Origin of the sequence: Streptomyces sp. NPDC020917 (assembly GCF_044333795.1) — a bacterium.
Taxonomy (GTDB): Bacteria; Actinomycetota; Actinomycetes; order Streptomycetales; family Streptomycetaceae; genus Actinacidiphila.
The window spans coordinates 1-12,742 of the sequence record NZ_JBIRRR010000026.1 but is presented as its reverse complement, the minus strand read 5'-3'; the positions used below and the strand labels follow the sequence as shown (position 1 = coordinate 12,742).

12 protein-coding genes are annotated in these 12,742 nt (G+C 74.7%); 5 read left to right on the top strand and 7 right to left on the bottom strand.

Annotation, left to right across the window (positions count from 1 at the left end):
- Positions 1 to 11: 11 nt before the first annotated feature.
- A complete protein-coding gene (locus ACH4TG_RS36490; protein ID WP_398246979.1) occupies positions 12 to 935 on the bottom strand; it encodes a LysR family transcriptional regulator in 924 nt (307 codons plus the stop codon).
- 261 nt (positions 936 to 1,196) lie between these two features.
- On the opposite strand from ACH4TG_RS36490, the gene ACH4TG_RS36485 reads away from it, so the two are divergent.
- A complete protein-coding gene (locus ACH4TG_RS36485; RefSeq protein ID WP_398246978.1) occupies positions 1,197 to 1,499 on the top strand; it encodes a muconolactone Delta-isomerase family protein in 303 nt (100 codons plus the stop codon).
- A 143-nt stretch (positions 1,500 to 1,642) separates the two neighbouring features.
- Positions 1,643 to 3,049 carry a YbfB/YjiJ family MFS transporter gene (locus ACH4TG_RS36480; RefSeq protein ID WP_398247061.1) on the top strand — a complete coding sequence of 469 codons (1,407 nt, stop codon included), beginning with the start codon at positions 1,643 to 1,645 and terminating at the stop codon, positions 3,047 to 3,049.
- A 193-nt stretch (positions 3,050 to 3,242) separates the two neighbouring features.
- On the opposite strand, the gene ACH4TG_RS36475 is transcribed toward ACH4TG_RS36480, so the two are convergent.
- From ACH4TG_RS36475 to ACH4TG_RS36455, 5 genes are all read right to left on the bottom strand, one after another.
- Positions 3,243 to 4,388, bottom strand: a complete 1,146-nt coding sequence (locus tag ACH4TG_RS36475) for an RNA polymerase sigma factor (RefSeq protein ID WP_398247060.1) — start codon at positions 4,386 to 4,388, stop codon at positions 3,243 to 3,245.
- Positions 4,389 to 4,396: 8 nt separating this feature from the next.
- Positions 4,397 to 4,804, bottom strand: coding sequence for a YciI family protein (locus ACH4TG_RS36470; protein WP_398246977.1), 408 nt, complete (start codon positions 4,802 to 4,804; stop codon positions 4,397 to 4,399).
- A 228-nt stretch (positions 4,805 to 5,032) separates the two neighbouring features.
- A complete protein-coding gene (locus ACH4TG_RS36465) occupies positions 5,033 to 5,821 on the bottom strand; it encodes a hypothetical protein (protein ID WP_398246976.1) in 789 nt (262 codons plus the stop codon).
- A gap of 198 nt (positions 5,822 to 6,019) precedes the next feature.
- Positions 6,020 to 6,391, bottom strand: a complete 372-nt coding sequence (locus tag ACH4TG_RS36460; protein ID WP_398246975.1) for a hypothetical protein — start codon at positions 6,389 to 6,391, stop codon at positions 6,020 to 6,022.
- A gap of 145 nt (positions 6,392 to 6,536) precedes the next feature.
- Entirely contained in the window at positions 6,537 to 6,986 is a 450-nt protein-coding gene (locus ACH4TG_RS36455; RefSeq protein WP_398246974.1) for a hypothetical protein, read from the bottom strand.
- 102 nt (positions 6,987 to 7,088) lie between these two features.
- Here ACH4TG_RS36455 and secA2 point away from each other — a divergent pair, with 102 nt between their 5' ends.
- Both secA2 and ACH4TG_RS36445 read left to right on the top strand, forming a co-directional pair.
- Positions 7,089 to 9,467, top strand: coding sequence for an accessory Sec system translocase SecA2 (secA2, locus tag ACH4TG_RS36450; RefSeq protein ID WP_398246973.1), 2,379 nt, complete (start codon positions 7,089 to 7,091; stop codon positions 9,465 to 9,467).
- Between the two features lie 117 nt (positions 9,468 to 9,584).
- Complete coding sequence (locus ACH4TG_RS36445) at positions 9,585 to 10,640, top strand: hypothetical protein (protein WP_398246972.1); 1,056 nt, start codon at positions 9,585 to 9,587, stop codon at positions 10,638 to 10,640.
- Here the strand turns inward: ACH4TG_RS36445 and ACH4TG_RS36440 are convergent.
- Positions 10,637 to 11,212 carry an HD domain-containing protein gene (locus tag ACH4TG_RS36440; protein WP_398246971.1) on the bottom strand — a complete coding sequence of 192 codons (576 nt, stop codon included), beginning with the start codon at positions 11,210 to 11,212 and terminating at the stop codon, positions 10,637 to 10,639. The genes ACH4TG_RS36445 and ACH4TG_RS36440 overlap by 4 nt on opposite strands.
- A 178-nt stretch (positions 11,213 to 11,390) precedes the next feature.
- Between ACH4TG_RS36440 and ACH4TG_RS36435 the strand changes: the two genes are divergently transcribed.
- Positions 11,391 to 12,320, top strand: a complete 930-nt coding sequence (locus tag ACH4TG_RS36435; RefSeq protein WP_398246970.1) for a sigma-70 family RNA polymerase sigma factor — start codon at positions 11,391 to 11,393, stop codon at positions 12,318 to 12,320.
- The last annotated feature ends 422 nt before the right edge of the window (positions 12,321 to 12,742 follow it).

Sequence of the window (12,742 nt, the reverse complement as noted above, 5' to 3'; positions counted from 1 at the left end):
CGCAGCACAGTTCACGTCCGGTACGGGTCGCCCTCGGGGAGCCAGACGTCCGGGGCGTGCAGGCCGGAGCCGTCGACACCGTCGCACAGCGCGTCGACGACCGCGAGGACCGGGGCACGGACCTCGCTCCTGCGCCACACCAGGGACCACGTCCAGAGCACCTTCGGCCCGGAGACCGGCCGCTGCACCAGGTCCGGCGGCAGCGGAGTGGTCTGTCCCTTGGGGCAGTTGACGACCGGAAGGGCCGAGCCGCGCACGTGGTCGAAGAAGGCCGGGCCGGTGATGCCGTTGTCGCAGATGCGCACCGCTCGGGCGCCGGTGTCCCCGGCCAGCTGCTCCGCGAAGACGTTCCACGACCACCACGAGGTGGTGTCGTCGTCCAGCAGCACCGCGGTGTCCCCGGCGGCGACCTCGCCGGAGTCCGTGCCCCTGCTCACGGCGTACAAGCGGTCGGCGCCGGCCAGCCGGGCGTTCAGTCCCAGGCGCTCCAGGTCCTCGGCCCGCACCCAGCACACCGCGAGGTCCAGGCTGCCGTCGGCGACCCGCGCGGCCTGGGTGTGCGAGGGGGCCACCCAGGCGTCGAGGTGCACCTCGGCCACCGCGGAGGTGCGGGCCGCCAGCCGCGGTGGCAGCCAGTTGACGTAACCCAGCCTGACCGGTTCCGAGCCCGCCAGCCGCCGGGCACGCCGCCGCAGCTCGTCGGCCTGCTCCAGCAGCGCCCGGGCCTGCGCGAGCAGGTCCGAGCCCGCCGGGGTCAGCGCCACGGACCGGCGGTCCCGGTCGAACAGCCGCACCCCCAGGTCGCGTTCCAGCGCCTTGATCTGCTGGGACAGGGACGGGCCAGCGATCAGCAGCCGGTCGGCGGCCCGGCCGAAGTTCAGCTCCTCGGCGACCGCGACGAAGTAGCGAAGTTGGCGGAGCTCCACGCCGATCATGCTACGTCGCTGCGAGGCTGCGCCTCGCACCAGGAAGGAAGCCGGTCGTGGCGGGTTCCCCGGGACCGGCGGACGATGAGAACACGGCGGCCGCACCGGGCGGCCCCGGGCGCGGCGAAGCCGCCGCGGCGTCGCGGTCCGGCCGGGCGCCGCCCCGGGGCGACCGTGAAACGGCCGGAATCCGAGCGCACCGGCCGCCCGTAAAGGCGCCCGGCCCGGGCGTCCGTCGCCCGGAAACACCTCACCGAAGGGAGCAGCACCATGCGGGAGTTCCTGGTCGAGATCACCACCACCATTCCCGAGGGAACCAGCCAGGACGAGGTTGACCGGCGGCGCGCCGCCGAGCGGGTCCGCGCCAGGGAACTGGCCGCCCACGACCAGCTGGGCCGGCTGTGGCGCCCGGTCGGCGAGAAGCGCAGCATCGGCATCTGGCGCGCCGCGGACGAGGAGGAGCTGCACGAGAAGGTACTGGGCACGCTGCCGCTGAGCCCCTGGATGAGCTGCACGGTCACGCCCCTCGAACCCCACCCGAACGACCCGGGCTGGGGCGAGGGCCACGCATGAGCCAGCCCTCCGAGGGCGGCCGCCCCACGGGCCGGCGCGCCTCCGCGGCACCGGACCCGGACCCGACCGGGGCCCGGGCGGGCGCCGCGACCCACTCGGCCTGGGGCCACGTCGCCCGCGCCGCCGCGGCACTGGCCGCGGGAATGGGCGTCGGGCGGTTCGTCTTCACCCCGATCATCCCGTTGATGCAGGCCCAGGCCGGGCTGTCGGCGGGCGCGGGCGCGCACTTGGCCACCGCGAACTACGCCGGCTACCTGGCGGGCGCACTCGCCGGCATCCTGGCACCCGCACTGGTCCGCTCGCCCGCGGTGCTGCGCGCCTCCCTGCTCGTGCTCACCGGCACCCTCGCCGCGATGCCCGCCACGCACAGCACCACCGCCTGGCTCGTGCTGCGGCTGCTGGCCGGCATCGCCAGCGCGCTGATCTTCGTCATCGCCGTCACCTCGCTGCACAGCCACCTGCGCGCCCACCCGGCCCACCTGCCCGGCTGGGCCTTCGGCGGCGTGGGCGCCGGGATCGCCCTGTCCGGGCTGCTGGTCCTCGCGCTGCACTCCGCCGCCGGCTGGCGGGCCGCCTGGTGGGCGTCCGCCGCCCTGGCCGCAGCCCTCTCCGCGGCCGCGTGGAGCCTGCGCCCCGAGCCCGCGCCTGCCCCGAACGAGCCCGTGCGGGAGCCGGCGCCGCCCGGCGGCGGGGCAGTGCCGCGCCAGGGGACGAGCCGGGACGGCGACGGTGCGCCAGCCGTGTCACCCGGCCGGTCCGCAGGGCAGGTCAGCGTGGGTGGGAGCGAGCGGTGCGGGGGAGCGGCGGGGGCCGGGCGTGGTCGGGTGGGCGTGGGCCGTGGGTTCAGGTCCGCAGGGCAGGTCAGCGTGGGTGGGAGCCAGCGGTCCGGGGGAGCGACGGGGGCCGGGCGCGGTCGGGTCGGGGCGGGCCGGTGGTTCAGCGTGCTGTTCGCGTCGTACACGCTGGAGGGTGTCGGCTACATCGTCGCGGGCACGTTCCTGGTCGCGGCGATCGGGCAGAGTTCGCCCGGCTGGATCGGCAGCGGCGCGTGGGTGCTGGTCGGACTCGCTGCCGTGCCGTCCTCGGCCTGCTGGTCCTGGCTCGGGCGCCGGTACGCGCGCGCCGACCTGCTGCTTGTCGCGCTCGTCATCCAGGCGGCCGGCATAGCGCTGCCCGCCCTGACCGGAGGCGTGACGGCGGCCCTGGTCTCCGCCGTGCTGTTCGGCGGCACCTTCATCGGCATCAGCACCCTCGCGCTGGCCGCCGGGGCCGAACTCCGGTTCCCGCGGTCCGTGGCGCTGCTGACCGCCGGGTACTCGGTCGGCCAGATCCTCGGCCCGCTGGTCGTCACGCCGATGCTCCACCACGGCTACCACCGCGCCCTGATCCTGGCGTCGGTGGTCGTCCTCGCCGCGGCGGGTGCGGCGGCCGTGCTGCGCTCGGGGTCCGCCCGCGCCGCGGCGGTACGGATGCAGGCGGCGGACCCTCTCGCCTGGTCCGCGGTATCCGCGCCCGAGCAGTCGGCGGCCGCGTCCACGCGCGCGTCCTAGCCGTCACGGCCGGTCCGGGCGGGACGCCCCCGGCGTCACTCGCATGGAGCAATGTCGTTCCGCGCCCATCGGCGGCGTGACGCCGCCCCCACCCCGCGGCTCGGGCTGACCAAGTCGACCACCCGGGCGCAAACCCGAGGAGACGGATCCCGGGGGCCGGCCGGACCCCGTGCGGGCGCCCGCTCGCGGTCCGTCAGTGCGACCGGGCGGCGTTGAGACGGGCGGCCTGCCGCGTCAGGTAGTCGCGTTCGGCGAGGTTGTGGGCCCTTTGGGCCGCCTCCGCGTACAGGCGGGCCGCCGTCGCCAGGTCCCCGTCGCGCTCGTGGAGGTACGCGGCCACGGCGGTGTGGCGGGGCAGCGTGTCGTCCAGGACGGCGAGCGCGGCCAGCCCGGCGCGCGGGCCGTCGGCCTCGCCGACGGCGACGGCGCGGTTGAGCCGCACGACCGGGCTGTCGGTGAGGAGCGCCAGCTCGTCGTACCACTCGACGATCTGCACCCAGTCCGTCTCCTCGGCGGCCTGCGCGTCCGCGTGGAGCGCCGCGATCGCTGCCTGGGCCTGGTACTCGCCCAGCCGGTCGCGGGCCAGCGCCGCCTGCAGGATCCGCACGCCCTCAGCGATCATCCGGGTGTCCCAGCGGCCGCGGTCCTGCGCGGCCAGCGGCACGAGGGCGCCGTCGGGCGCCGTCCGGCTGGACCGGCGGGCATGGTGCAGCAGCATCAGGGCGAGCAGTCCCGCCACCTCGGGGTCGTCGATCGAGGTGGCGAGCTGCCGGGTCAGCCGGATGGCCTCGGCGGCGAGGTCGACGTCGCCGGAGTAGCCCTCGTTGAAGACCAGGTACAGGACCCGCAGCACGGTGCCGACGTCGCCCGGCTGGTCGAACCGCACCTTGGAGACGGTGCGCTTGGCGCGGCTGATGCGCTGCGCCATGGTGGCCTCCGGCACCAGGTACGCCTGCGCGATCTGCCGGGTGGTGAGCCCGCCGACGGCGCGCAGCGTCAGCGCCACCGCCGACGAGGGTGTCAGCGACGGGTGGGCGCACAGGAAGTACAGGTGCAGCGTGTCGTCCACCGCCTGCGCGGGCCCGGGCTCCGGCTCCTCGTCGACCCGCTCCTCGCGCCGGCGACGCGCGGCGTCCGCCCGCGTGGCGTCCAGGAACCGGCGCCAGGCGACGGTGACCAGCCAGCCCTTCGGGTCCGCGGGCTGCTCGGCCGGCCACACCCGCACCGCCTCGACCAGCGCGTCCTGCACGGCGTCCTCGGCCGCCGCGAAGTCGGCTCCGCGGCGGACGAGGACCCCGATGACGCTCGGTGTGAGGCTCCGGAGCAGGGCCTCGTCCATCGGTGTCGTCACTCGGTGATGGTGGGCGTCTCGGTCAGGAACGGGCGCAGCTCCAGCCACTCGTGGATCGGCCTGCCGCCCGCCCCCGGAGCGGCCGACAGCTCCCCGGCCAGTTCCACCGCCCGCTCATAGGTGTCGACGTCGATCACCATCCAGCCGGCGATGACGTCCTTGGTCTCGGCGAACGGGCCGTCGGTGATCGGCGGGCGCCCCTCACCGTCGTACCGGACGAACGTCCCCTCCGGCGCCAGCGCCTGGGCGTCGACGAACTCGCCGGTCTTCTCCAGCCGGGCCGCGAAGTCGTTCATGTACCCGATGTGCGCCGAGATCTCCTCGGGCGTCCACTGGTCCATCGGAATGTTGTTCACGGCGTCCGGGGCGCCCCGGTAGTGCTTCAGCAGCAGGTACTTGGCCATGGTGATCTCCTCGGTGCTGTGCGACCCATTGTGGCCGCCTTCACTCCGGGGACGGAGCAGGCCACGGATTCTCGACATCCCCGCGGAGATTTTTTCCCACGGCGGCCCGGGAGGGACGGTGACGGGGATACGGGCAGGCCACCCGTGGCGCGGCGGAGGCGTTCCGCAGGCGTCCGGCGGGGGATCCGCGGGGCCGCGCGCCCGGGCCGCGGGAGGGCGCGCCCGACGTCACTCGTCGCTGCGGAGGCGCACGGACACCCCGAGCGCCCCGAGGCGGCCGATGATGTGCGCGGTCAGCGCGCTGCGGGCGATGTCGAGCCGGCGCAGCTCGCGCCGGGCCGGCTCGTCGAGTTCCCCGGGCAGCGGAACCCCGGCCGCGACGCAGCGCTCGACCGCGTCGGTGGCACCGGCCAGGGAGTTGCCGATCTCCGTGACGTCGATGCCCTGGTCGGTCGGGGTCAGCGCCATGATCGCCGGGCTGTTCGGGGCCAGGATGCGAAAGGCCCGCGCGTGCGAGAACCACAGACCGTCACGGAGGGCCTCGTCGAACGCCTCGTTCACCGCGGACCTCGCCTTGCGCCACGACGCCTCGAACGCCGCGGGGTCGACCGGCTTGCCACGGCTCAGCGTGGAGTACGCGTCGGCGAGGACCAGGTGCCACTCGCGCGTGGCCGCCCGCATGCGGGCCATCCGGGCCGTCACCGCCTCCTGCCGGGCCCGCAGGTCGGCGGTGCGCTCGCGCTCCGACTCCGCACGGCGTTCGAGTTCGGCCACCCGCAACTCGAACTGCCGCTGCTGCTGGGCCATTTCCTCCTGCAGCCGCAGTGTCTCCCGGCGCTCCTCGGCCTCGCGGCGCTGCGTCTCGCGCCGCTCATCGGTCTCGCGCCGTTCCGCCTCCCGCCGTTCCCCGGACTCCCGCCGGTGCAGCAGCAGCGGCCCGACCACCGCGCCCCCGGCCCCGAGCATCGCCCCGCCCACCGCCCCGATGAGCCCGTACAGCGCCGCATGGTCCGCCATCCCCCCATTCTGCCCGCATCCCGGGAACTCCCCACGCCGTCAGCGAAGTCGAGGCCATCGGGACGGTCTCGCGGGCCTGGGGAGCAGCAGCCCGCGTGCGGGCCGGTCAGACTCCGTTGGCACGCTGGCCGTTGGCCGGCGTCCCTCGCCGGGGCACGGGCGGGCGGGCCCCGGCCGGCCTGCCGGCGTGAGGGAACCTCACAGGCTCGCGCGGCGCGTGCGGAGCACGAGAGCGGTCGCGGTGGCGAGGCCGGCCGCACCGAGGAGGGCGAACGTCGCGGTGGTCGCGGCGGAGGTGGGGGTGCCGTAGGGGCGGCGGGCGGCGAAGGACCACCGGGAACCGCTGGAGAACGCGGAGCCGAGGCTGGCGTGGGAGGCCAAGGACAGCAGCGACGCCGAGGAGCCGATCGAGCCGGCCGACAGCCAGGAACCGATCGAGCCGATCGACAGCGCGCTGCCCACCGAGCCGATGGAGAGGAAGGAACCCACCGAGCCGATCGACAGGTAGGAGTCCTTCGACCACAGGGAGAGGGACGAGCCCGAGGCGGAGCCGGAGGAGGAACGGGTCATGCGCCACATTGTGCGGCGCGTACGCTCCGAACCGGCGCACCCGGGCCGTCCGCGTCGCCCTCCCGCCCGCATGCCGACCGGCCATCGGGGCGACGCGCCGCCGGCTTCCGCGCGCCAACGGGCCGCGAGGCCATCCACGCAGAGGTCATGCGCGATCCGAGCGTTCCTCCTGCGGGGGAACGGCCTCCGCGGCCACCCCGGCGCCCCGCAGCCGTCGCGCCAGCCACTCGACCTCCGGGCGCGTGCCCGTGACGTCGCCGGCCAGTACGGCGCTCAGCTTCGCCTTCGCGCCGGTCAGATCCAGGTCGAGGGCCTTCCGCAGCACCCTCAGGGCCACGACGCGGTCCCCCGCGGTCACGAGACCGTCGACCCGCAACCGGGTCGGCCCGTACGCGGCGAGCATCTGCTTCCGCCGTGCGGCCGGCATGTCGCCGCCGCATGCCGCGGCGATCGAGCCGCAGGAGACGCACGACCACTCCACGTCCCACCGCAGCCGGCCGTCCACCAGCGTCTGCGTGCCCACGCACTTCATGCGCGCCCCGCAGGCCCCGCACGGCTCCGTGTACCTGACGGACTCGATCACCAGCGGTTCCACGCCCACCCCCTCCGCGTGGGGACACCCCACGCACCCCCCATGCCGGGCCCCACCCTCGGGCATGGGCTTCCCCGGCGCAACGCCGTTGGTTAGCGTGGGTCGATGGGCGGGCTGAGGCGGGATCGGGATCGCGGCGGCGATCGGGCGGGGCGGGGCCGGGACGCGCAGTCCTGGTGGGGGCGCTCCCAGGCACTGGTACGCCGGCTGCGGGAGGAACCCGGCACCGAGGACCTCAGTGGTCTCACGCCCGTGGTCGACGCGGTCGTGCGCGGCCGCGCGCACCTCAGGGACCTCCCCGACGACGACTTCCACGAGCGGGCCGCGCAGCTCACGACCTGCCGCGCGGACGACGACGAGAGCCTCGCCGCGTTCCTCGCCCTCGCCGGCGAGGCAGCCCGCCGCCACCTCGGGCTCGACCCTTTCGACGTCCAACTGCTCGCTGCGGCTGCCATGTTGCGCGGCCGGGTGGTGGACATGGCCACGGGCGAGGGCAAGACGCTCGTCGGCTTCCTCGTCGCGCTGGGCCTCGCCCTGGACGGGCACCGGGTGCACGTCCTGTCCGCGAACGACTACCTCGCCGGCCGCGACGCGGCAGCCGGAGCACCGCTGTTCGCGGCGTTCGGCCTCCGCGTGGCCGCCGTCGTCGACGGGATGGACGCGGCGGACCGGCACGCCGCCTACCGGTCGGACGTCGTGTACACCACCGTGCACCAGGTCGGCTTCGACGTGCTGCGCGACCGGCAGCGCACCGCGGCGGCCGAGCGGATCGTGCCGGACCTGGACTCCGTCGTGGTCGACGAGATCGACGCCGTCCTGCTCGACGACGCCATGGTGCCGCTGGTGATCGCCGGCGACGGCGAACCCGGCGGAGACGACGGCGCGTTGGCGTCGCTCGTCGCCGGCATGACCGCCGGGGTCCACTACGAGGTCGACGGCGACCGGCGCAGCGCGTCCTTCACCGAGGCCGGGATCAAGGCCGTGGAGCGGCACTTCGGAGGCGTCCAGCTCTACGCGGCGGAGCACGCCGACCTGTTGGCCGCGGCCCATGTCGCGCTGCACGCCGAGGCCGTCGTCCAGCGGGACGTCCACTACGTCGTCACCGACGGTGTGGTGCGGCTCGTCAACGACGCGCGCGGGCGCGTCGCCGACCGGCAGCGCTGGCCGGACGGCCTGCACGCGGCCATCGAACGCAAGGAGGGCCTTGCGGTCACCGCGCCCGCCGACGTGCTCGACCAGGTGCTGGTCGAGACCGTCGTCCGCGGCTACCGCGTGCTCACCGGCATGAGCGGTACCGCGGTCGAGGCCGCCCAACGCCTCGCCGAGGACCTGCAGTTGAGGACCGGGGTGATCGGCACCCATCTGCCGTGCGTCCGGGTCGACGAACCCGACCGCCTCTACGCGACCGCGGCGCAGCGCGACGCCGCCGCGGCCGAACGGGTGCGCGCCGCCCACGCCGCGGGCCGGCCGGTACTGGTCGGCACCCGCAGCGTCGGCGACTCCGAGCGGTTCGCCGCGCTCCTGGCCGCTGCGGGCGTGCCGGCCGTGCTGCTGAACGCGAAGAACGACGCCGCGGAGGCGGCGATTGTGGCCGAAGCCGGGCAGCTCGGCGCGGTCACCGTCTCCACGCAGATGGCCGGCCGCGGCGTCGACATCGTTCTGGGCCCCGGTGCGGCCGAGGCCGGCGGACTGCTCGTCCTCGGCCTGGGCCGCTACGACAGCGCGCGCCTGGACCGGCAGTTGCGCGGCCGGTCGGGCCGCCAGGGCGACCCTGGCGGCTCGGTGTTCTGCACGAGCATGGACGACGACGTGGTCACCGAGAACATCGTCCTCGGCATCGGTCCCCGTTCGGTGGGCCCGGACGGCCTGATCGACGACACCCGCTTCACCGAGCTGTACGCCCACGCCCAGCGCGTCGCCGAGGGCAAGGTGATGCAGCTGCACCGGACGACACGCCGCTACCACACGGCGACGGACCGGCACCGGCGGATCGTCCTCGACGTCCGCGATCTGCTCCTCACCGACGACGCGGCATTGGCGGACCACCTCGCCCGGATCTGGGGCGAGGGCGACGAGCGGGTGCGGCGGTGGACCGGGACGGCGGAGCGGCGCGCGCTGGCGCGGGAGGTCGTGCTGTACCACCTCGACCGAGGGTGGAGCCGGCACCTCAACCTGCTGGCCGAGGCTCGCGAGGGGATCCACCTGCGTGTCCTGGGACGCCAGAACCCGCTGGACCAGTTCAACCTCCTGGCCACCGAGGACTTCCGGCGCGTGTCGGACGAGGCGGCCGACGCCATCCGCGACACCCTCGACCACGCCGCCGCAGACGCCGCCGACCTGGCCGACCTCGGCCTGCGCCGGCCCTCCTCCACGTGGACCTACATGATCGCCGACAACCCCTTCGGCTCCGAGGCCGACCGCGTCCTGGCCACCGTCGCCCGCGTCGTCCGCCGCGGCCGCCCCCGGGCCGTGCGATACACCTGACGGTGACCCCGACCGCCGTGCGATACACCTGACGGTGACCCCGATCGAGGAGGACCCGGCCTTGCGCGACACGCGACCGCGCCGCAGGCGATCGCCCGAGCCCGACCGGACGGGACGGTGAAGGTCGGGGACGCCCGCGCAGCGGCAAACGACTGGGTGACGCGGTACGCCCGGCCCCGACCCGGCTTCGCCGGCGCGTACTTCACCGGCTCGACCGTGGGGGTGCCGGGCGAAGCGGAGCTGCCGGCCTCATCGGACGTCGACGTCGTCGTGGTGACCACCGACGACCAGGCCCCGCCCAAGCCGGGCAAACTCCTGCACGACGGTGCCCTCCTGGAGATCACGTACCTGCCGTGGGCCGAACTCGCCTTTCCCGATGATGTCCTGACGTCGTATCATCTGGCCGGAGGCTTCCGTACGGACGCGGTCATCGACGACCCCACCGGCCGGCTGCGGGAGCTGCACGCCTACGTCGCCCCGCGGTTCGCCCGCCGGGCGTGGGTCCGCCGCAGGTGCGAGGACGCCCGGCACCGGGTCGAGACGCGGCTCGCGGCGGTCGATCCCGCGGCCCCGTTCCACGAACAGGTCCTGTCCTGGCTGTTCCCGACCGGCGTGACCTGCCACGTGCTGCTCGTCGCCGCGCTGCGCAACCCCACCGTGCGCCTGCGCTACCGGGCCGCCCGCGACGTCCTCACCGAGTACGGCCACCCCGGCACCCACGAGGACCTGCTGGCGCTGCTCGGATGCGAACGGCTGCCCGCCGACCGCGTCCGGCAGCAACTGTGGGAACTCGCCGTCACGTTCGACGCGGCGGCCGCGGCCGGAGCCGCGCTCGGCCCCGCGCGCACGCCCTTCTTCTTCAGCAGCGACATCACGCCCGGCGCGCGGCCGATCGCGATCGACGGGAGCCAGGCCCTGATCGAATCCGGCGACCACCGCGAGGCCGTCTTCTGGATCATCGCGACGTTCGCCCGCTGCCACGCCATCCTGTCCGCCGACGCTCCCGAACTCCACGAAGCCCGCATGCCGGCGTTCCGGTCAGCCGTCGCCGACCTCGGCATCGCCTCCACCCGCGACCTCCACGAGCGGGCCGGCGAGGTCGTCCACTACCTGCCGCGACTGTGGCGGACGGCGGAGGACGTCATGGCGGCGAACCCGGCCATCACGGGTTAGCGGCCCGCAGCCGCCGCGGCCACTCGGGCGACGGCGGGCCGCCAGCGCGCGAGGCCGGGGACGGCCAGACCGACGACCTTGCCCGCGTCGTCGCCGCGGCGGAGGGCGACCGCGGCCGCGAAGTCGGGTCCGGCCTCGAAGGCCGCGACCTCGGCAGGGGACATCGGCCCGCCCTGGCAGTCGAGGGTCCGGGCGCTCTCCGGGGAGAGCGCGAGGCCCGGGTCGATCGCCGCGAGGTAGCGCTTGGCGGGGATGTGCAGCGCGACCAGGCGGGCCACCCGTTCCCCGAGCAGCCCGGCGACGGCCTGCGCGGCGTGCTCGCCGTGCCCGGCCTCGTCTCCCGGCCGCAGCCGGTGGCCGATGTCGTGGACCAGCCCGGCGACGTGCAGTTCCTCGTCGTCCGGGTAGCGCCCCGCGAGGACCGCGGCGACCTGCAGCCCGTGGTGGAGGATGTCGACCGGGTCCCCGGTGCGGTCGGGCGTGTCCCACGCGTCCTCGCAGTCCGCGAGCAGGTCCATCAGCTCGTCGACGGACTTCAGAGGCGGCACGAGCGGGGCCGGATGCACGTTCATGGCCGCAGGTTGCCCGACTCCGCCGAACGGCGGGTGTACATCGGGCGTCGGCGCGAATGCGTCACGGCGCGTGTCGCGCTGCGTGGTTGCGGTGAGGGCGTCGCGTTTGGTGGGCTTGGACTGTCAGTCGCGTGAGCCGGGCTGTGCCGGAATCGTCTGCTGTTGGGAGCGTGCTGTCGTGACGGGGAACGAGTGGTTGGCATCGCGGTTCGAGTCGGATCGCCCGCGGTTGCGCGCGGTGGCGTTCCGGGTCCTGGGCTCGATGACCGAGGCGGACGACGCGGTGCAGGAGGCGTGGCTGCGGGTGTCGCGGACGGACGCGTCCGCCGTGGAGAACATGTCCGGCTGGCTGACGACGATCGTGGCGCGGGTATCGCTGAACATGCTGCAGTCGCGGAAGTCGCGCCGCGAGGACCTGGTCGACGTCCCGGACGGCGACGCCTCCCCGCGGGTGGAGGGGGCGGCCGATCCGGAGCAGGAGGCGCTGCTCGCCGATTCGGTGGGCGCGGCGATGTTGGTGATCCTGGACACCCTGACGCCCGCGGAGCGTCTGGCGTTCGTGCTGCACGACATGTTCGCGGTGCCGTTCGAGGACATCGCGCCGATCGTCAACCGATCGCCCGCCGCGGCACGGCAGTTGGCGTCACGGGCGCGGCGCCGCATCCAGCGCCAGGGCGGAGCCGAGGGCGAGACCTCGCCCGCCGGGCGGGGCGCCGCGGCGGCCGATGAGGACACCGAGAGCGGCGAGGGGGAGAAGGCCGGCTTCGTCCGGGCCTTCCTCGCCGCCTCGCGCGAGGGCGATTTCGAGGCGCTGCTGGCCACGCTGGCCCCGGACATCGTGGTCCGCCCCGACGAGCCGGCGGTACGGATCGGCCTGGCGACCGGGATGGGGATGGCCGAGGAGATCCGCGGCGCGGACGCGGTGACACGTGCCTTCGCCAAGCTCTCGTGGGCCCCCGTACCGGCACTGATCGACGGTCACGCGGGCCTGGCCTACGTCCACCAGGGCGTACCGCGTGTGGTGTTCCGCTTCGCGTTCGCCGACGATCTGATCGCGTCCATCGACATCCAGGCGGACCTGAGGGGTCTGGACGTGGTGATCAGCTGACGGTCTCGACCGGCCTTCTCCCGCTGCCGGTTCCGGAGCCAGCTGCCAGGTGGCCGCCAAGCCGCCGCCAAGTGGTGGACTAGCGCCGGCCAAGGGGCGTGGCCGAGCCTGGGGTGGATGCCGTGGATGCGGGCTGTCGTCGCAGCGGCAGGCTGGTTCGTCCTTCCCCCGGCCCGGTCCTGACGGGCGCTCCCTTGGTGTTCGTGTGCGGTCTCGTCCCTTTTCGCAGCCCCGAAGGTTTCTGGCTGCTGTCCTGGTGTGGAGGTTGTGGTGGCGGGTTCGGTCGAGGTTGAGCGGGTGTACGGGGCGCTGGCGGAGGCTGCCGGCCTGGTGGGTGTGGTTCCGGAGGGTGATGCTGTTCGTCGGGTGCTGGCGGGGCATGAGGACTTGCTGGGGGATGCCGTGGTGGTGTTCTCGATGAC

What these genes read in the sequence shown, in the direction of transcription:
- ACH4TG_RS36480 (WP_398247061.1), top strand. Translation starts at nt 1,643, where the DNA reads ATGGGCGTCGGGCGGTTCGTCTTCACCCCGATCATCCCGTTGATGCAG.
- ACH4TG_RS36470 (WP_398246977.1), bottom strand. Translation starts at nt 4,804, where the DNA reads ATGGCCAAGTACCTGCTGCTGAAGCACTACCGGGGCGCCCCGGACGCC.
- ACH4TG_RS36440 (WP_398246971.1), bottom strand. Translation starts at nt 11,212, where the DNA reads ATGAACGTGCATCCGGCCCCGCTCGTGCCGCCTCTGAAGTCCGTCGAC.
- ACH4TG_RS36465 (WP_398246976.1), bottom strand. Translation starts at nt 5,821, where the DNA reads ATGGCGGACCATGCGGCGCTGTACGGGCTCATCGGGGCGGTGGGCGGG.
- ACH4TG_RS36485 (WP_398246978.1), top strand. Translation starts at nt 1,197, where the DNA reads ATGCGGGAGTTCCTGGTCGAGATCACCACCACCATTCCCGAGGGAACC.
- ACH4TG_RS36475 (WP_398247060.1), bottom strand. Translation starts at nt 4,388, where the DNA reads ATGGACGAGGCCCTGCTCCGGAGCCTCACACCGAGCGTCATCGGGGTC.
- ACH4TG_RS36460 (WP_398246975.1), bottom strand. Translation starts at nt 6,391, where the DNA reads ATGACCCGTTCCTCCTCCGGCTCCGCCTCGGGCTCGTCCCTCTCCCTG.
- ACH4TG_RS36490 (WP_398246979.1), bottom strand. Translation starts at nt 935, where the DNA reads ATGATCGGCGTGGAGCTCCGCCAACTTCGCTACTTCGTCGCGGTCGCC.
- secA2 (WP_398246973.1), top strand. Translation starts at nt 7,089, where the DNA reads ATGGGCGGGCTGAGGCGGGATCGGGATCGCGGCGGCGATCGGGCGGGG.